Genomic DNA, 18,284 nt, shown 5'->3' with positions numbered 1-18,284 from the left:
GAACCAGTCCTCAGTCGTCGAGGGCTCGGTCGCGGAGCCCGGTCGTACGGTGCTCCCCCACCGCGCGCGGCCGCGGGGGCCGCCAGCAGGTCTTCGGACTCGGGTTCACCCGGGTCGGAGCGCCTTCCCGGACGTCCGCGTGGAGTCCAGTGGCCGAGGCCCCGCCCGTCCCCCTCACCGCTGCGCGTCAGTTCCGGATTCGCACCGGATTCCCTGACCCACGTACATGGGTTCGACTGGCCCCGGCAAGCTATCACGGGGGCTTCCGGGGAATCACCGCGCACCCGGCGTCGTTGCACGGAGATCAGCTCGTCCACGACTTCCGAGGAGGCCGCCGGTGTACGGCGACGAGGCAAAGGTCCGCAGGATCCTCACCGAGCTCGGCGACACCTGGGCCGTGGTGGGCCTGTCGTCGAACCAGCGGCGCGCGGCGTACGGCGTCGCCGCCGTGCTCCAGCGTTTCGGCAAGCGCGTCGTGCCGGTGCATCCGAAGGCGGAGACGGTGCACGGGGAGAAGGGTTACGCGAGCCTGGCGGACATCCCCTTCGACGTGGACGTGGTGGACGTGTTCGTGAACAGCGACCTCGCCGGGGCCGTCGCGGACGAGGCGGTCGCCAAGGGCGCGAAGGGCGTCTGGTTCCAGCTCGGCGTGATCGACGGGGCGGCGTACGACCGGACCCGTGCGGCGGGCCTGGAGATGGTGATGGACCGCTGTCCGGCAATCGAGATCCCACGGCTGCCTCATCACCGCGTACAGGAATCCTGAAGCGTTCTCCAGTAAATGCCCGCAGCCGGTCAAGGCTTCCCGCGCCCGGTCAAGGCTGCACAACTCGTCTTCTACGTCCGGGCGGTCGATTCCTAATCTGAGGCCTCTTACTCGCTGAACTCTCCGAGTTCACTATGAGAGGCCCCTGAATTCATGGAAAGAGACGGCCTGCGCCGGGACGTCGGGCTGATCGGGCTCATGTGGGCCTCGGTCGGCTCCATCATCGGCTCGGGCTGGTTGTACGGCGCCGAGAAGGCCGTCGTGGCGGCCGGCCCAGCGGCGATCCTGTCCTGGCTCATCGGTGCGGTGGCGATCGTGCTGCTGGCTCTGGTGCACGCGGAACTCGGCGGCATGTTCCCGGTCGCCGGCGGCACCGCCCGTTATCCGCACTACGCGTTCGGCGGGCTGGCCGGCATGTCCTTCGGCTGGTTCGCCTGGCTCCAGGCCGCGACGGTGGCACCGATCGAGGTCGAGGCCATGATCGGCTACGCCGGGCACTGGCACTGGGCGCAGGGCTTCCAGCATGCGAAGGACGGGACGCTCACGACGAGCGGCTTCGTGGTCGCGGTCGTGCTGATGGCCGTGTTCGTCGTCGTCAACTTCCTCGGGGTGCGGATCCTGGCCCACACCAACAGCGCCGCCACCTGGTGGAAGGTGGCCGTGCCGCTGGCCGCGATCTTCATCATCGCGGCGGGCAACTTCCACCCGGGTAACTTCACCGAGCACGGCTTCGCCCCGTTCGGCGCCCATGGTGTGCTGAGCGCCGTCAGTTCCAGCGGCATCATCTTCGCCCTGCTGGGCTTCGAGCAGGCGATCCAGCTGGCGGGCGAGAGCCGCGACCCGCAGCGGGACCTGCCGCGCGCGACGATCGGTTCGGTCGCCATCGGAGCGGCCATCTACGTCCTGCTGCAGGTCGTCTTCATCGCCGCTCTGCCGCTGGGCTCCTTCGCACACGGCTGGACCAAGCTCGACTACCCCGGTATCAGCGGCCCGTGGGCGGGGCTCGCGACCCTGTTGGGCCTCGGCTGGCTGAGCGTGGTGCTGTACCTGGACGCGGTGGTCTCCCCGGGCGGCACCGGCCTGATCTACACGACGGCCACGTCCCGGGTCTCCTACGGACTGGCCCGCAACGGCTACGCGCCGAAGCTGTTCGTCCGCACCGACGCGCGCGGCGTGCCGTGGTTCGGGCTGATCGTGTCCTTCGTGACGGGCGTGGTCTGCTTCCTGCCGTTCCCGAGCTGGCAGCAGCTGGTCAGCTTCATCACCTCGGCGAGCGTGCTGATGTACGCGGGTGCCCCCCTGGCCTACGGCGTCTTCGCGGACCGGCTGCCGCACCGGGAACGCCCCTACCGCCTGCCGGGCGGGAAGGTCGTCTCACCGCTGTCGTTCGTCGTGGCCAACCTCATCATCTACTGGTCCACCTGGGACACCCTGTGGCGGCTCGGCGTCGCCATCGTCCTCGGCTACGTCCTGCTCGGCGGCTACGCCTGGTACGCCACGAGCAAGGGCCTGCCCGACGCTCCCCGGCTCGACTGGAAGGCCGCCCAGTGGCTGCCCGTCTACCTGCTGGGCATGGGCGTCATCTCCTGGCAGGGCGGCTTCGGCGGCCAGGGACACCTCGCACTGTGGTGGGACATCCTGGTCATCGCGGTGTTCTCGCTGGCGATCTACTACTGGGCCCGGGCCTCGGCCTCCCTGTCGGGCGAGATCGAGCGGAGCATCGAGGAGGTGGCCGTCACCGAGGTGCCGGTCCACTGAGACCGGCCTCCATAATGGGCGCATGCCCCACGCCTCTCCGCCTGTGAACTCCGGCGCCCCGCAACGCTTCCCAGTCGTTGTCGTGGGCGCCGGTCCGGCGGGTCTGACGGTCGGCAACATCCTGCGGGCCGCGTCCGTCGACTGTCTGGTGCTGGAGACGGAGACCCGCGAGTTCATCGAACAGCGGCCCCGCGCCGGGGTCATCGAGGAATGGGCCGTACGGGGCCTGGAGAAGCGGGGCCTGGCCCGGAACCTGCTGGACCGCGCGGAACTGCACACCGCGTGCGAGTTCCGCTTCGACGGGGAGCGCTACCGCTTCCCCTACGGCGAGCTGACGGGCAGCCATCACTTCGTCTATCCGCAGCCGTTGCTGGTGACGGACCTGGTGCGCGAGTACGCCGACGTCCGTGGCGGCGATATCCGCTTCGGCGTCCGGGACGTGGCGCTGCACGACGTCGACAGCGACCGGCCGTCGGTGTCGTACATCTGCCCCGAGACGGGAGAACGCCGGGTCGTGCACTGCGACTTCGTCGCCGGGTGCGACGGGGCACGCGGAGCAAGCCGGGCCTCGCTGCCACCCGAGCGGGTCCGGATCGCACGGCACGACTACGGCATCGGATGGCTCGCCCTGCTCGCGGAGGCGCCGCCGTCCGCCGACTGCGTGCTGTTCGGCTGCCACCCGCGTGGATTCGCCGGGCAGATGCCCCGCAGCCCGGAGGTGACCCGCTACTACCTCCAGTGCCCGCCGGGCGACGCTCCGGACGACTGGCCGGAGGAACGCGTGTGGTCGGAGCTCCGGCAGCGGCTCGGAGCGGCCGGCGTCCCCCCGTTGACCGAGGGGCGGCTGATCGAGAAGCGCGTGCTGGACATGCACGACTACGTGGTCGAGCCGATGGTGCACGGCCGGCTCCACCTCGCGGGCGACGCGGCCCATCTGGTCGCCCCCATCGCCGCCAAGGGCATGAACCTCGCCCTGCACGACGCCTTCCTGCTGGGCGACGCCCTGGTCACGCGGCTGACCACGGGTGACGACAGCGCTCTGGCCGGCTACGAGCAGGCGTGCCTGCGGCGCGTGTGGGACTACCAGGAGTTCTCACAGTGGCTGTCCGAGGTGTTTCACGGCACGGCGGCGGGCGACCCCTTCCGCGCGGGCACGGCGCTCGCCCGGCTGCGCCGCCTGTTCACCTCCCCCACCGCGGCGGCCGCCTTCGCCGAGCAGTACCTCGGGACGGCTGCGCGTTACTGAGAGGGCCCTGCGCGGTGCTGCCCGAGCCGTCCTCAGTCGTGCAGGGGGCGGTCGCTGAGGCGGTGGTCGGCCACGTTCAGCGCCTCGTCGACCAGGCGGCGCAGATGACCGTCGCGCAGTGAGTAGACCACCCGGCGGCCCTCCTTGCGCGTGTTCACCAGGCCCGCCAGGCGCAGTCGCGCCAGGTGCTGGCTGACGGCCGGCCTGGCGGCCCCGCACGCCTCCGTGAGCGTCGTGACGTCGGCCTCTCCCCCGGTCAGCGCGTGCAGCAGGGCGAGCCGGGTCCGGTCCCCCAGCAGGGCGAGGACTTCCGCGGCGAGCGCGAACTGCTCCTCGCCCGGGCTGCGCGGATGCGCATCGTGCGCAGATGACAGGTGCATGCGTGCGCTCATACGCACATAATGGCGGCACGGCACGGGTACGTCCACTCCCGCGCGCACCGGAAGGGGATCCACGTGAGCGAACGGCACGAGCACACCCAGCCTCATGACCACCGTCACGACCACCCCCATGACCACGCTCATGGGTCCCCGCACCAGCGCGACCATGGAAACGCCCACGGCCACCGGCACTCCCTGCGCCACCGGATGGCCCACGTCATCGCCCCGCACTCCCACGAGACCGCCGACAAGGTCGACTCCGCCCTGGAGTCCTCGGCGCGCGGGATGCGGGCGTTGTGGGTCTCGCTGGCCGTGCTCGGGTTGACCGCGCTGGCCCAGGCGGTCGTCGTGGCCGTCTCGGGGTCGGTGGCACTGCTCGGGGACACGGTGCACAACACCGCGGACGCGCTGACCGCCGTCCCGCTCGGCATCGCCTTCGTGCTGTGCCGGCGCGCGGCCACGCGCCGTTTCACCTACGGCTACGGACGCGCCGAGGACCTGGCCGGACTCGTGATCGTGCTGACGATCGCGGCGTCCGCGGTCTTCGCGGGCTGGACGGCCGTGGACCGGCTGCTGGATCCGCGCCCGGTCGAGCACGTCCCGGCGGTCGCCGTGGCCGCTGTCGTCGGCTTCGCCGGAAACGAGTGGGTGGCCCGCTACCGCATCCGCGTCGGCCGCTCGATCGGCTCGGCCGCGCTGGTCGCCGACGGTCTGCACGCCCGCACCGACGGCTTCACCTCTCTGGCCGTGTTGGTGGGCGCCGGCGGTTCGGCCCTGGGGTGGCAGCCGGCCGATCCGATCGTCGGGCTGGCGATCACGGCGGCGATCGTCCTGGTGCTGCGGGACGCGGCCCGGGAGGTGTTCCGCCGGGTGATGGACGCCGTCGACCCGGCCCTGGTGGACCGGGCCGAGCGGGCGCTGACCGAAGTACCCGGAGTGCGCGGGGTGGGTGAACTGCGGCTGCGCTGGATCGGCCACCGACTGCGCGCCGAGGTGGCGGTCGTGGTGGACGGCGAGGTGACGGTGCGCGAGGCCCACCGCATCGCCGTGGACGCCGAGCACGCGCTGCTGCATGCCGTACCGCGTCTGACCGCGGCCCTGGTGCACGCGGACCCCGAGCCGGCACCGGGCGAGAGCGACCCCCATCTGCCGCTGGCCCACCACATGGCGGCGTAGGCCGGCGGCTGCGTCACCGGCTCACGTCACGGGTGGCACGGAGACGGCCATGACCATCTCCATGGGGGTGTCGCCGGTGTTGCCGTAGGTGTGCGGGACGTTCGCCTCGAAATGGACGCTGGCACCCGCGGGCACGCGGTGCTCGACGCCGTCGACGGTGAGGGTCAGTTCGCCCGCCGTGACGTGGAGCAGTTCGGTCGTGCCGGCGGGGTGCGGGTCCGACGGGCTGCTCTCACCGGGCATGAGCCGCCAGTCCCACATCTCCAGCGGGCCGGGTGCCTCGGTGCCCGCGAGGAGCCGGTTGTAGCTGCCGGCGTCGGTGTGCCACAGCCGTACCGCCTGCTCGGCCGGGACGATGCGGACGTTCGGTCCCTGCTCGTAGTCGAGCAGGGTGGTGATGCTGACGCCGAGCGCGTCGCCGATCTTGACGACGGTGCCGAGGCTGGGGTTGGTGCGGGCCTGCTCGATCTGGATGAGCATGCCGCGGCTGACGGCGGCCCGGGCGGCGAGCACGTCCAGGGTGAAGCCGCGCACCGCGCGCCAGTGCTTGACGCTCCGCGCCAGGGACTGGGTCAGCAGGTCGAGGTCCGACACATTCCGTCCAATATTCTGTATGACACAGTGCAATGGAGTGCACTATGGTGTGGTTGACCTGATCGTTCACTGCACTGTACTGCGATTACTGCGAGGTACCCGTCCCATGACAGCGCTCTTCGCCCTGGCCACCAGTCTGTTGTGGGGGCTGGCCGACTTCGGCGGCGGTCTGCTGACCCGGCGCACACCCGCCCTCACGGTGGTCGTGGTCTCGCAGTCGATCGCGGTGGTGGTGCTCGGCGCGGTCGTGGTGGCGACCGGCGGCTGGAGCGAGGCGGGGCCGCAGCTGTGGTTCGCGGTGGCGGCCGGGCTCGTCGGGCCGGTGGCGATGCTCGCCTTCTACAAGGCCCTGGCGCTCGGTCCCATGGGCGTGGTCTCGCCGCTGGGCTCCATCGGTGTGGCCGTGCCGGTCGGGGTCGGCCTGGTGCTGGGCGAGCGCCCCGGCCTGCTGCAGCTGGTCGGCATCCTGGTGGCCGTCGCCGGTGTGTGCCTCGCCGGCGGTCCGCAGTTCCGTGGCGCACCGGTCCAGCGCCAGGCCATCGCCCTGACCCTGCTCGCGGCGTTCGGCTTCGGCGCGGTGATGGCGCTGATCGCCGAGGCGTCCACGACGCTGACCGGCCTGTTCCTCGCCCTGTTCGTCCAGCGGGTCACGAACGTCGCCGCAGGCGGACTGGCCCTCTACGTCTCGGTGCGGCGCGGATCGCCCGCGCTCCCGGCGGACGGCTTCCCCTGGCGCTCCCTGCCCGCCCTCGCCTTCGTCGGCCTCGCGGACGTCGCCGCGAACGGCACGTACTCGATCGCCGCGCAGCACGGCCCGGTGACGGTCGCCGCCGTGCTGGCCTCCCTGTACCCGGTGGTGACGGCCGTGGCAGCGCGGGGTGTTCTCCGGGAACGGCTGCGGGCGGTACAGGCCGCGGGAGCCGGGCTCGCCCTGGTCGGGACGGTGCTGCTGGCCTCGGGCTGAGCCCGACGGTTCAGGAACCCGGCTCCAGCTTCGCGAGATCGGCCGCCGTCTCCTCGTCCAGTTCGGCCAGCCGGGCCGCCGTCTCCTCGTCCAGGTCCGACAAGGCGCGGAGCTGTTCGGGGGTGACGCCCTCGGGTATCGGCACCGGCGCGGGGGTGCGCAGCGGTGGCTGCCAGCCGTCCGCGGGGGTCCAGCGGCGTACGACCCGGGCGGGCGCGCCGGCCACCACGGCGTGGTCGGGCACCACGCCCCGTACGACCGCACCCGCGGCCACCACGACGTTCCGTCCGATCCGGGCGCCCGGCAGGATCACCGCCCCGGTGCCGATCCAGCAGCCCGGCCCGATCTCCACGGGTTCCATGCGCGGCCACTGCTTGCCGATCGGCTCATGCGGATCGTCGTAGGAGTGGTTCGTGGAGGTGACGTAGACGTACGGACCGAAGTAGCAGTCGCTGCCGATCGTGACCGTCGTGTCCGCGATGACATGACTGCCGCGGCCCAGGACGACCCCGTCGCCGATGCGCAGGATCGGGTCCGGGCCGAGGTCGAGGTCGGGCATCAGACCCGCGGTGAGGGTGACCTGCTCACCGATGATGCAGTGGGAGCCGAGGTGGATCCAGGGTTCGCCGAAAACCGTGCCGAGTGGGAAGGCCAGTCTGGTACTCGTTCCCATCGCGCCGAAGCGGTAGCGGCCGGGGTGCTCGGCGGTGACGGAGCCCGTGCGCTGCAACCAGGCCCAGCCCGCGTGGACGGCGCGCTGCGCGAGGCCCCGCCGCCAGGATGAGAACGTGTTCTTGGGCTTCGGCACGACCTCACGGTACTCACCGGTAGCTCCGGCCGCGGCGCCGGAGGCCTGTGATCTTCGCCCCACCGGGTGGCGTACGGTGTGCGCGTTGTCTACGACGTTCCTGGAGGCGGACATGGCGCATCGGGCGATGATCACGGGGATCGGCGGCAGGGAGCCGGAGATCCATGAGACGGCGTTCGTGGCGCCCACGGCGTCGGTGATCGGGGGCGTGACGCTGGGCCCGGGAGCGAGCGTCTGGTACGGAGCGGTGGTGCGCGGCGACGTCGAGGCGATCTCCGTCGGGGCCAGCAGCAACGTCCAGGACAACTGCACCCTTCACGCCGATCCGGGGTTTCCCGTGAGCGTCGGTGAGCGGGTGAGCATCGGGCACAACGCGGTGGTGCACGGGGCGACGGTCGAGGACGACTGTCTGATCGGCATGGGGGCTACGGTCCTCAACGGCGCCGTGATCGGGGCCGGTTCGCTGGTCGCGGCGCAGGCGCTGGTGCCGCAGGGGATGGTGGTCCCGGCCGGGTCACTGGTGGCGGGGGTTCCCGCGAAGGTCCGGCGGGAGCTGTCGGAGGAGGAGCGGCAGGGCGTCACCCTCAACGGCACGATGTACGCCGAGCTGGCGAAGGCGCATCGGGAGGTGCATGCGTAGGTTCTGCGGCGAGTGCGGCGTCGTTGGGGGCTGGTCGCGCAGTTCCCCGCGCCCCTAGGGCACCGAAGCCCCGGTCGCTTCCACGTTCTGGTTGGCCTTCTTCGCCCTGCGCCTGATCACCAGCATGGACGTGAGGCCCACCAGGACCGCCGCCACCAGGCCCAGCCACGAGAAGCGCTTCAGCCAGGACTCCGCGACGATGCCGACGTAGTAGATGACGGCCGTCGTGCCGCCCGCCCAGACGATGCCGCCGAGGACGTTGGCGATGAGGAACTTCCAGTACGGCATGCGGAGCACACCGGCGAGGGGGCCCGCGAAGATGCGGAGCAGGGCGACGAAGCGGCCGAAGAAGACGGCCCACATGCCCCACTTCTCGAAGGAGCGCTCGGCGGTGGCGATGTGGCCCTCGCTGAAGTGCTTGGGGAACTTGCCGCCCAGCCAGGCCAATAGGGGCCGCCCGCCCTTGCGGCCGATGGCGTAGCCGATCGAGTCGCCGATGATCGCGCCGGCCGTGGCGCTGGCGCCGAGCACGACGGGGTCGATCTCGCCGCTCTGGGACGCGAGCAGCGCCGAGGAGACGAGGATGATTTCGCCCGGCAGCGGGATGCCCAGACTCTCCAGGCCGATGACCAGCCCGACCAGCGCGTATACGGCGACCGCGGGTACGGTTTCGAGCCACTCCTGGACGTGCAACGCCGGTTCCTTTCGCTGAGCTTCCCTGCGTGCCCTGGGAAGCCTACCGGCTCATAGGACGTCCCTCGGGGCTCAGGCGTTCCAGCTCCACTCGGCCACCTCGGGCAGGTCGGTGCCGTGCTCCCGGATCCAGGCGTGGTGGCGGGTGCGGGCGTCGGCCATCCGCTGGCGCACGGCCGTGGCGCGGACCGCGAGGCCGGGGACGCGGTCGATGACGTCCATGACCAGGCGGTAGCGGTCGAGGTCGTTGCGGACGACCATGTCGAACGGCGTGGTCGTGGTGCCGGCCTCCTTGTAGCCGCGCACGTGCAGGTTCTGGTGGCCGGTGCGGCGGTAGGCGAGGCGGTGGATCAGCCAGGGGTAGCCGTGGTACGCGAAGATCACCGGTTTGCCGGTGGTGAAAAGGCCGTCGTACTCGAAGTCGCTCATGCCGTGCGGGTGTTCGCCCTGGGGCAGCAGCCGGGCGAGGTCGACGACGTTGACGACCCGGACGGACAGCTCGGGCAGGTACCGGCGGAGCAGGTGGGCGGCGGCCAGGGTCTCCTGGGTCGGGACGTCCCCGGCGCAGGCCAGGACGACATCGGGCTCGGCGCCGTCCTCGGTGCCCGCCCACTCCCAGATGCCGGCGCCTCGGGCGCAGTGGACCCGGGCCTCGTCCATCGACAGCCAGTCGAAGCAGGGCTGCTTGCCGGCCACGATCACGTTGACGTAGTCGCGGCTGCGCAGGGCGTGGTCCGCCACCGACAGCAGGGTGTTGGCGTCCGGCGGGAGGTAGACCCGCACGACCTCGGGGCTCTTGTTGAGGACGTGGTCGACGAAGCCGGGGTCCTGGTGGGAGAAGCCGTTGTGGTCCTGGCGCCACACGTGGGAGGTCAGCAGGTAGTTGAGGGAGGCGATGGGGGCCCGCCAGGGCAGCCTGCGGGAGGTGCGCAGCCACTTGATGTGCTGGTTGACCATGGAGTCGACGATGTGCACGAACGCCTCGTAGCAGGAGAAGAGCCCGTGCCGGCCGGTGAGGAGGTAGCCCTCCAGCCAGCCCTGGCAGAGGTGCTCGGAGAGCACCTCCATCACCCGTCCGTGCCGGTCGAGGTGCTCGTCCACGGGCAAGGTCCCGGCCTGCCAGGCCTTGCCGCTTGCGTCGTAGACGGCCTGGAGCCGGTTGGAGGCGGTCTCGTCCGGGCCGACCAGGCGGAAGTCGCGGCGGTCGGCGGTGTCGCGCATGATCCGGGCGAGTAGGTCGCCGAGGACCCGGGTCGGCTCGTGCGTCGTCGTGCCGGGCTTGTCGACGGGAACGGCGAAGTCGTCCAGGGACGGGATCGGCAGGTCACGGACGCGCAGTCCGCCGTTGGCATACGGGGTGGCGCCGAGCCGCCTGGTGCCCTCGGGGACGCAGGCGAGGACGTCCGCGACCGGGCGGCCCTCCGCGTCGAACAGCTCCTCGGGCCGGTACGAGCGCAGCCAGGACTCCAGCTGCCGCAGGTGGTCGGGGTTGTCGCGGACGCCGGACAGCGGCACCTGGTGGGCGCGCCATGTGCCCTCGACCGGCTCGCCGTCGACCTCGGCCGGGCCGGTCCAGCCCTTGGGGGTGCGCAGCACGATCACCGGCCAGCGCGGGCGCTCGGTCTCGCCCTGCTCGCGGGCGGCGTGCTGTGCGGCGGCGATGCGGTCGAGCGCGGTGTCCATGGCCTCGGCCAGGGTGCGGTGGACGGTGGCCGGGTCGTCACCGGCCACGTGGATCGGCTCGTGGCCGTAGCCGCGCAGCAGCGCGTCGAGCTCCTCCTGAGGGAGGCGGGACAGCACGGTCGGGTTGGCGATCTTGTAGCCGTTGAGGTGCAGGATCGGCAGGACGGCACCGTCGTGGACGGGGTCGAGGAACTTGTTGGCGTGCCAGGACCCGGCGAGCGGACCGGTCTCCGCCTCGCCGTCGCCGATCACGCAGGCGACGAGCAGGTCCGGGTGGTCGAGGGCGGCGCCGTAGGCGTGGGCGAGGGAGTAGCCGAGTTCGCCGCCCTCGTGGATCGAGCCGGGCACCTCCGGGGCGACGTGGCTGGGCACGCCGCCGGGGAAGGAGAACTGCCGCATCAGCAGCTCCATGCCGTGCGCGTCCCGGGACGCGTCCGGGTACTTCTCGGTGTAGCTGCCCTCCAGCCAGGAGTTGGCGAGGACCGACGGCCCGCCGTGGCCCGGGCCCCAGACGCACAGGGCGTCGAGCCCCCGGTTCTTGATCACCCGGTTGAGGTGCGTGTGGACGAGGTTCAACCCGGGTGAGGTGCCCCAGTGGCCGAGCAACCGCGGCTTGATGTGCTCGGGCCGCAACGGCTCGGTGAGCAGCGGGTTCGCCAGCAGGTAGATCTGACCGGCCGCCAGGTAGTTGGCGGCCCGCCAGTGGGCGTCCAGGGTCCGCAGTTCCTCGTCGGTCGGCGCGGTCCTGCTGCCGGTCCTGCTGTCCTGGTGCGGCGCCTCGGACATGGGTGACTCCCTGGGTTCTGCGGGCGGACTCAGGAGGAGTACCAGTCTGTTCCGATTCGATGCCAGGCGCCTGTCGGCCATCCGGCCCGCCGGGGGTGCCGAGCACCCGCCCTGCCAGGTGCTGGGCACCCGTCCCGGGGGCGCACCCAGGAGTTCTACGGCAAGCGCACCGCGGAGCGCAGCGTCGCCACGGTGTCGGCCACCGTGGCAGGCGTGCGACCGAGGACACCGGAGCCTGTCTGCGGCGCGGCCTCACCGTCCCCACCGGCCTCGCCGGCCCTGCCTGCCGCGCCGGGCCCTGACCCGGCTTCCTCACAGCACCCCACCTGCGCGAACCGCGTCTCGTAGCGCTCCTGCGGCGGTTCCGCGGGCTGGGTGCGCGGCGGTACGGGCCAGTGCCCGGGCGGGGCGTCGTCGTACGGCCGCTGCTCGTCCTCCCGGCTCTCCCGGGGAGCGTCCTGCGCCCGCTTGTCCCGGGAGTCCCCGGGCCCGCGGGGGGCGGCGGCCGGTTCCAGTGCCCAGCGTTGCGCCTCGGATCCGTCGCGGTCGGTGACGATCACGTTCCGGCCCTTCCCGGGGGCGAGGGCCAGCCCCTTGCCGCCGCGCGGCAGGAGCTCACCGCGCACGGTCATGTCGTAGCGGACGACTCCCGCGTTCACCAGGCAGCCGGCCAGGGCGACGGAGCCCTTGGCGGTGTCGGAGCCGAGACACAGGGTGGGGTCGGCGGCGCTGCGCAGGACGCCGTCGTCCCGGTAGGACCACTGCTGGGATCCACCCGTGGAGCAGGCGGCCAGCACGATGCGGGCGTCGGCGCGGACGCGTCCGCCGAGGACGTCGACGCACAGGCCCTCGTCGAGGTTGCGCAGCCGCCCCCCGGCCACTTCGGCGGCGTTGCCGGCGGAGGCGGCCGACGGGGAAGCGGCGGCCGAGGGTGCGACGGAGTCCGGTCCGACGGACGAGGACCCCGCGCCGTCCGGGTCGACGGAGTGGCCGCTGACCGCGCCCCAGGTGGCCTGCGGTTCGACGGTTCCGCCCTCCTCGGTCCAGCCCCGGGCGGCGAGCAGGGTCGCGAGCAGCACGAGGGAGGTCACCCCGACGGCGGCGGCCAGTGCCTTCGCGTGCCTCCTCGGCGCCCCGGGCCTTCCCGCCGCAGGCAGGGCACCGGGCCGGAGGCGGTGTCGTCCACCGGAGGCCGGGGCGCCCTGGTCCGCGACGCGGCCCGGCCGTGATTCCAGGTAGCGGCGGGCGCCCCAGCCGAGCACCGTCTCGGTGAGCAGCTCCTCCAAACCGCCCTCGAAATAGCTGAGTTGTTCGGCTGCGTGGCGGCAGTAGCGGCATGCCATGAGATGCCGCTGCACATCGGGAAGCAGCGCCCCGCCGCGACGCATGGGAACGTCCAGCAGACGGTTGTAGTAGCGGCATTCCTGCGTCGGTGCGAGTTCCCGGTGGGCGCGTACGCACCCCGACCTGAATTCCTCGCGTGCCTGTTCCAGAGCGGCCGAAGCGGTACGGGTGTCCACTCCCAGCAGACCGGCCGGTACGGATATGGGTTCGGCCTCGACCTCCGTGTGCCAGAGCAGGCATTGGGAAGCTCCCGGAAGGTTGCGGAATGCGCGCTCCGCGAGGCGCCGCCTTTCGGGTGTCCCGGGGCGGGCGGCGCGCAGGCCGCGGGCGCCGACGGTTTTGCGGAGTTCCGGCAGTACTTCGGAAATGCCGTCGTCGGCGGCCCACTCCCTGGCCGTCTCCCGGACGGCGGTGAGCAGCCGCGGACGCAGGGCCCCGCCGCCCGGTCGGGCGAGTTCCGTGCGGAAGGCGGCGGCCGCCGCCATCGACGCGGAATCCTCGGAGGTCGCCAGGCAGATCACGGCGTATTCGTAGACCGCGCGCCAGTGCCGGGCGAGCAACAGGGCAACGGCGCGCGGCCCTTCGGCGGGTGCGCCCACCAGGGCGAGGAGATCGCGGTCGGATTCGGCGGGTCCCGCTCCGGGGCGTGGCGCGTACGGCGGGCGTGGGGGGGTGGGGGATTGCACGGAACCATTTCCTTCCAGCCGCGAAACGGCAGGCGAATTGCGCGTCCGTCGGAAAGCAGGTGGGTGATTGGTGCATACCTATGCCGCGTCAGCTACGGACTTGGCTGTGAGCCGGCTCACTTTCGCACAGACGACTGACAGGTAACAAGGAGTGCGGATGACCCAAGTTCAAAACGGAAGGAATTCAGATATGTTACCGGCGGTATCCGCACCGGTTTTCGAAAACGCGGGCGCGAAGGGCCGCAAGTTGTGCGCGCTCAGAGGCGGTCGGTCCACACAATCTTCAACTCCACAGCGCGCCCGCATGCGGCTCCCCGCGGGCTCTCAGCTCTCCGCGCCGGCATGAGCCGCATGATCACCCCCGCCGGGCACCGTCGGCGGAGCGGTCGTCCCGGCCGCCGGCCTCGGCACCCGCTTCCTGCCCGCCACGAAGGCGACGCCCAAGGAGATGCTCCGGACCGGCGTCAGGCACCCAGCCGTTACGCCGCCATCGGCCGCCACGTCCTCGGCCCGGCCGTCTTTCCCGTCCTGGAGCGCCCCCCGGGCCGGGCGGTGAGATCCAGCCGGCCGACGCCCTGCAGGAGTTGGCCGCGGACGGCACGGTGCACGGAGTGGTCTTCAGGGGCCTGCGCCACGACACCGGCGGCAAGGCCGACCATCTGCGCACGGTGGTCAGGATGGCCTGCGAACGGCCCGCCCCCGGGCCGGAGTTCGTGGCGTGGCTCCGGCTCTTCCTCGCGGAGCCGGACGGCGTGCTCCCCGGGCACCGGTACGCGGCGGCCTGACCCGCGAAGGCCCCGGCACCCGGCCGGGGCCGACGCGCACCGGCTGCCGGATCAGCCGTTGGGCCGCAGGGTCCACACCACGGTCATCTCGCCGGTCACGGCACCGTCGGCCCGCTGGATGGCGATGGCCACCGGGAACTCGGGGCGCTCACCGGCGTCCAGCTGCGCGACGACCTCGGCGGCCGGGCGACCCAGGGTGGCCGTGGCCGTGACGGCGCCCATCGCCAGCTTCTTGTAGGAGATCTCGGCGCTGACGGCGAGCGGCACGGCGCGCGAGAGCTGGTCGCCGAACGCGGCCAGCACGATGGCCCCGCTCGCGGACTCGCCGAGCGTGAACATCGCACCGGCGTGCGGGCCGCCCACGTGGTTGTGGTACTCGGGCTGGTCCGGCAGCGACACCACTGCCCGGTCCGGCGAGGTCTCCACGAACTCGAGGTTCAGGGTCCGGGCCATGGGCACCGTGGCGGCGAGCATCTCGCCGATGGACATCTGGTCTGCGCTCATGCCCGAATGTTACTCACGAGTAGATGCGCCTGGCCAGGCCGGTGTGACGACCGCCGCATCCCTGCGCACGACATCCGCACCGGGCCGTCTCCGGGTTGCTACGTCTCCGTCCACGGGCGGTGACCGAATCGTGTCGGGGCGCGGCTAGGGTTGCTGCCCATGTGGCCAGGACAGCAGCCGCCCGGGGGCGAGCAGAACCCGCAAGCGAACAACCCGTACCAGCAGCCGGGGTACCAGCAGCCGAATCCCTACCAGCAGCCGGGATACCAGCAGCAGCCCCACCCCTACGGGCAGCAGCCGCAGTGGGGCGCCCCCGGGCCGGCCGGCGCGCCGCAGCCCCCGCAGCCCCCGCAGGGCGGTGGCGGTGGCAGCCGGACGAAGCTGGTCGCGATCATCGCCGCCACCGCGGTGATCGTGGCGGCCGGTGTCACGGGCTTCCTGGTGCTGGGCGGCGACAAGGACGACACGGCCGACGGCGGGAAGGACGGCAAGGGCGGCAAGGTCACGACGAGCCCGTCGGCCGAGGAGCCGAGCGCCCCCGCCTCGGACGACAACCCCCGCGGCGGCGAGGCGGCGCAGCCCACCGTCAAGGGCTGGAAGGTCGTCGTCAACCCCAAGTGGGGCACGGCCTTCGACGTCCCCGCGGACTGGGAGGTGGCCTCCCCGACCTCGTCCGTCTTCTTCGAGGACGAGAAGTCCGACGACGGCAAGCCGCTGATCATCATGTCGGCACCGGCGTTCTACAAGTCCAAGTGGTGCACGAGCGACGACAACAAGGACGGCAGGACCGAGACCGAGTCCCTGGCCGGGGCGGGTACCAAGGGCGCCGACGGCGCCAAGAACACGGACGAGGTCGCGGTCAACCAGGTGGCCTGGTGGGTGTACGGCGGCTACACGCAGCCGGACAAGAAGAGCGTCAAGACCGACGACAAGGCCAAGCCCTACACCACGGCCTCGGGCGTGAAGGGCAGCGTCGCCTGGGCGCATTCGGAGAACACGCCCGACAAGGGCAAGTGCGCGAGCGACGGCAAGGCGGTCACGTTCGGCTTCAAGAACTCCGCCGGCGACTTCGTGGCGTGGAGCTTCTTCGGTGCCAAGGGCGTCAAGGGCGAGGTGCCCGAGAAGACCATCATGAAGATCCTCAGCACGGTCCGCCTGCACGGCGAACCGACCGGCGGCTGACCCGGAGAAGCGGAATCGGGTCCGACCCGCGACACGACGGGGGCGGGCCCGGCTCACCGGAGCACCGTGAAGGAAACGGTTTGGCAGGAGGGGCCGCGGGCGGCGATAGTCGGCCGGTGACGTCCCCCACCGCCTCTTCCCGGAGCCCCCGCAGACCCGCTTGGGCGGGCCGCAACTACTCCCTGCTGACCGCGGCCGCGGTCGTCACCGGCCTGGGCAGCCACGGCGCCCTGGTGGCGTCGGCCTTCGCCGTCCTCGAAGCGGGCGGCGACGGCGGTGACGTCGGCCTGGTGGCTGCGGCGCGGACGCTGCCGCTGGTGCTGTTCCTGCTGATCGGCGGCGCCGTGTCGGACCGGCTGCCCCGGCACCACGTGATGGTCGCGGCCAACGTCCTGAACTGCCTCTCGCAGGCCGCCTTCGCCGTGCTCGTGCTGACCGGGGAGCCCCGGCTGTGGCACATGATGCTGCTGGCCGCGCTCGGCGGCACCGGTCAGGCCTTCTTCAGCCCGGCCGCCGAGGGCATGCTGATGTCCTCGGTCGACGGCGAGAACGCGGGCCGCGCCTTCGCCGTGTTCCGGATGGCGATGCAGGGTTCGGCCCTCGGCGGTGCCGCGCTCGGCGGCGCCATGGTCGCGGCGATCGGGCCCGGCTGGGTGCTGGCGGCGGACGCGGCGGCCTTCGCGCTCGCCGGTGCGTTGCGGGCCTTCCTCGACGTCGGCCACATCCCGCCCCGCGCCCCGGGCGGCGGCCTGCTCGCCGATCTGCGGGACGGCTGGCGCGAGTTCGCCGGCCGCCCCTGGCTGTGGGGCATCGTCGTCCAGTTCTCCCTCGCCAACGCGGTCGTGGCCGCCGCCGACGCGGTCTACGGCCCACTCGTCGCCCGCGACCACCTGGGCGGGGCGGGCCCCTGGGGACTCGCCCTGGGCGCCTTCGGCGCGGGCACGGTGGCCGGTGCGCTGCTGATGACCCGCTGGAAACCCCGCCGCCTGCTCCTCGCCGGCACCCTCTGCGTGTTCCCGCTGGCCCTGCCCTCGGCCGCCCTGGCCGTCCCGGTGCCGATCGGCGTCCTGTACGGGGTGATGTTCCTCGCCGGCGCGACGGTGGAGGTGTTCGGCGTCTCCTGGATGACGGCACTGCACCAGGAGATCCCCGAGCACAAGCTGTCCCGCGTCGCGGCGTACGACTGGTTCGGCTCCGTCGCGCTGGTCCCCCTCGCCACGGCCGCGGCCGGACCGGCGGAGGACGCCTTCGGCCGCACTGCCGCCCTGTGGGGCTGCGCCGGCCTGGTCGTCCTGGTCACGGCGGCCGTGCTGTGCGTACCCGACGTCCGCGATCTGCGCCGCAGGACCACGCCGGTCGCCCAGGGCGGCACGGACCCCGCGTCAGCCGATGCCGAACGCCCCGTCGGGGGGCTCGGGTGACGGCACGGCGTCGGCGTCCGCGACGGGCCGTGCGCCGCCGATGAACGTCCGCAGGGCGGAGCCGTGTTCGACCCGGGCGGGGAAGGCGTCGGCGGCGGTGAGACGGGTCAGGGCGACGATGTCGACCGGCTGGTTCCCGGCGACGAGCACGGCGTTACCGAACCGCCGCCCCCGCAGCACCCCCGGCTCGGCGATCAGCGCCAGTTCCTCGAAGACGGTGGCCAGCGTGGCGAGTTGCGATCGCAGGAAGCCGAAGGGCGCAGCGTCGGGGAGGTTGGCGAGGTAGACCCCGCTCCCCCGCAGCACCCGCGCGGCCTCGCGGACGTAGGAGACGGAGGTGAGGTGTGCCGGCACCCGCGAGCCGCTGAAGACGTCCGCGAGGAGCACGTCCGCCGAGTCGGCGGGGGCGCTCTCCAGCCAGGCCCGGGCGTCCGCCGTGTGGAGGGCGACGGCCGCGTCTTCCGGCAGCGGCAGATGCTCCGCCACCAGTTCCAGCAGCCCCCGGTCGGCCTCGACGACGTCCTGCCGCGAGCCCGGCCGGGTCACGGCCACGTACCGCGGCAACGTGAGCGCACCGCCCCCGAGGTGCACCACGTCCAGCGCCCGCCCCGGCTCGGCCGCCACATCCAGCACGTGGCCGAGCCGCCGCGTGTACTCGAACTCCAGATGCGCGGGTTCGTCGAGATCGACGTAGGACTGCGGCGCCCCGTCCACGGTCAGCAGCCAGGCCCGTTCCCGGTCGACGTCGGGCATGAGCTTGGCGGTGCCGTGATCGGTGGTCCGGGTCACGGGGACGGCGTCTTTCACCCCTCCATTGTGCGGTGGGACAACGCGGCCCCGGGGCGGGGCCGTTCCGATATGCGGCTCC

General features: G+C 72.2%; 16 protein-coding genes, 1 pseudogene and 1 riboswitch. Of the genes and pseudogenes, 9 read left to right on the top strand and 8 right to left on the bottom strand.

Annotation, left to right across the window (positions count from 1 at the left end; all coding sequences use genetic code 11):
• Positions 1-81: 81 nt before the first annotated feature.
• A riboswitch (cobalamin riboswitch) is annotated at positions 82-241 on the bottom strand.
• 96 nt (positions 242-337) lie between these two features.
• From AB0B29_RS24040 to AB0B29_RS24030, 3 genes are all read left to right on the top strand, one after another.
• Positions 338-766, top strand: a complete 429-nt coding sequence (locus AB0B29_RS24040) for a CoA-binding protein (RefSeq protein ID WP_362243276.1) — start codon at positions 338-340, stop codon at positions 764-766.
• A 153-nt stretch (positions 767-919) separates the two neighbouring features.
• Complete coding sequence (locus AB0B29_RS24035) at positions 920-2,524, top strand: APC family permease (RefSeq protein WP_362243273.1); 1,605 nt, start codon at positions 920-922, stop codon at positions 2,522-2,524.
• 22 nt (positions 2,525-2,546) lie between these two features.
• Positions 2,547-3,770: a 4-hydroxybenzoate 3-monooxygenase gene (locus AB0B29_RS24030; protein ID WP_362243270.1), complete on the top strand. Its 1,224-nt coding sequence runs from the start codon at positions 2,547-2,549 to the stop codon at positions 3,768-3,770.
• Between the two features lie 32 nt (positions 3,771-3,802).
• Here AB0B29_RS24030 and AB0B29_RS24025 read toward each other — a convergent pair whose 3' ends face one another.
• Positions 3,803-4,162 carry an ArsR/SmtB family transcription factor gene (locus tag AB0B29_RS24025; RefSeq protein WP_362243268.1) on the bottom strand — a complete coding sequence of 120 codons (360 nt, stop codon included), beginning with the start codon at positions 4,160-4,162 and terminating at the stop codon, positions 3,803-3,805.
• Between the two features lie 63 nt (positions 4,163-4,225).
• Between AB0B29_RS24025 and AB0B29_RS24020 the strand changes: the two genes are divergently transcribed.
• On the top strand, positions 4,226-5,326 hold the full coding sequence (locus tag AB0B29_RS24020; protein ID WP_362243265.1) for a cation diffusion facilitator family transporter: 1,101 nt from the start codon (positions 4,226-4,228) through the stop codon (positions 5,324-5,326).
• A gap of 21 nt (positions 5,327-5,347) precedes the next feature.
• On the opposite strand, the gene AB0B29_RS24015 is transcribed toward AB0B29_RS24020, so the two are convergent.
• On the bottom strand, positions 5,348-5,920 hold the full coding sequence (locus AB0B29_RS24015) for an XRE family transcriptional regulator (RefSeq protein ID WP_362243262.1): 573 nt from the start codon (positions 5,918-5,920) through the stop codon (positions 5,348-5,350).
• Positions 5,921-6,026: 106 nt separating this feature from the next.
• Between AB0B29_RS24015 and AB0B29_RS24010 the strand changes: the two genes are divergently transcribed.
• Positions 6,027-6,884: a DMT family transporter gene (locus AB0B29_RS24010; protein WP_362243259.1), complete on the top strand. Its 858-nt coding sequence runs from the start codon at positions 6,027-6,029 to the stop codon at positions 6,882-6,884.
• A 10-nt stretch (positions 6,885-6,894) separates the two neighbouring features.
• On the opposite strand, the gene AB0B29_RS24005 is transcribed toward AB0B29_RS24010, so the two are convergent.
• Positions 6,895-7,692, bottom strand: coding sequence for an acyltransferase (locus AB0B29_RS24005; protein ID WP_362243257.1), 798 nt, complete (start codon positions 7,690-7,692; stop codon positions 6,895-6,897).
• A 112-nt stretch (positions 7,693-7,804) separates the two neighbouring features.
• Here AB0B29_RS24005 and AB0B29_RS24000 point away from each other — a divergent pair, with 112 nt between their 5' ends.
• Complete coding sequence (locus AB0B29_RS24000; RefSeq protein ID WP_362243774.1) at positions 7,805-8,332, top strand: gamma carbonic anhydrase family protein; 528 nt, start codon at positions 7,805-7,807, stop codon at positions 8,330-8,332.
• Positions 8,333-8,386: 54 nt separating this feature from the next.
• Here the strand turns inward: AB0B29_RS24000 and AB0B29_RS23995 are convergent, their stop codons facing one another.
• From AB0B29_RS23995 to AB0B29_RS23985, 3 genes are all read right to left on the bottom strand, one after another.
• A complete protein-coding gene (locus AB0B29_RS23995; RefSeq protein WP_362243255.1) occupies positions 8,387-9,025 on the bottom strand; it encodes a DedA family protein in 639 nt (212 codons plus the stop codon).
• A gap of 72 nt (positions 9,026-9,097) precedes the next feature.
• On the bottom strand, positions 9,098-11,494 hold the full coding sequence (locus AB0B29_RS23990; RefSeq protein ID WP_362243252.1) for a phosphoketolase family protein: 2,397 nt from the start codon (positions 11,492-11,494) through the stop codon (positions 9,098-9,100).
• 155 nt (positions 11,495-11,649) lie between these two features.
• Positions 11,650-13,524 (bottom strand): RICIN domain-containing protein, encoded by a 1,875-nt coding sequence (locus AB0B29_RS23985; protein WP_436845874.1) that lies wholly within the window; start codon positions 13,522-13,524, stop codon positions 11,650-11,652.
• Between the two features lie 447 nt (positions 13,525-13,971).
• Between AB0B29_RS23985 and AB0B29_RS23980 the strand changes: the two are divergent.
• Positions 13,972-14,309: pseudogene (locus AB0B29_RS23980) on the top strand (UTP--glucose-1-phosphate uridylyltransferase); the annotation flags it as partial.
• 51 nt (positions 14,310-14,360) lie between these two features.
• Here the strand turns inward: AB0B29_RS23980 and AB0B29_RS23975 are convergent.
• Positions 14,361-14,813 carry a DUF4442 domain-containing protein gene (locus tag AB0B29_RS23975; RefSeq protein WP_362243249.1) on the bottom strand — a complete coding sequence of 151 codons (453 nt, stop codon included), beginning with the start codon at positions 14,811-14,813 and terminating at the stop codon, positions 14,361-14,363.
• A 159-nt stretch (positions 14,814-14,972) separates the two neighbouring features.
• Between AB0B29_RS23975 and AB0B29_RS23970 the strand changes: the two genes are divergently transcribed.
• A complete protein-coding gene (locus AB0B29_RS23970) occupies positions 14,973-15,995 on the top strand; it encodes a hypothetical protein (RefSeq protein ID WP_362243246.1) in 1,023 nt (340 codons plus the stop codon).
• Between the two features lie 116 nt (positions 15,996-16,111).
• A complete protein-coding gene (locus AB0B29_RS23965; RefSeq protein ID WP_362243243.1) occupies positions 16,112-17,416 on the top strand; it encodes an MFS transporter in 1,305 nt (434 codons plus the stop codon).
• Here the strand turns inward: AB0B29_RS23965 and AB0B29_RS23960 are convergent.
• Positions 17,378-18,223 carry a spermidine synthase gene (locus AB0B29_RS23960; RefSeq protein WP_362243240.1) on the bottom strand — a complete coding sequence of 282 codons (846 nt, stop codon included), beginning with the start codon at positions 18,221-18,223 and terminating at the stop codon, positions 17,378-17,380. The two genes, AB0B29_RS23965 and AB0B29_RS23960, sit on opposite strands and share 39 nt — an antisense overlap.
• Positions 18,224-18,284 lie beyond the last annotated feature (61 nt).

Origin of the sequence: Streptomyces tibetensis, assembly GCF_040647715.1 — a bacterium.
GTDB lineage: Bacteria > Actinomycetota > Actinomycetes > Streptomycetales > Streptomycetaceae > Streptomyces > Streptomyces tibetensis_A.
Note: the sequence above shows the minus strand (reverse complement) of the source record. Positions and strands in the feature narration are given on the sequence as shown.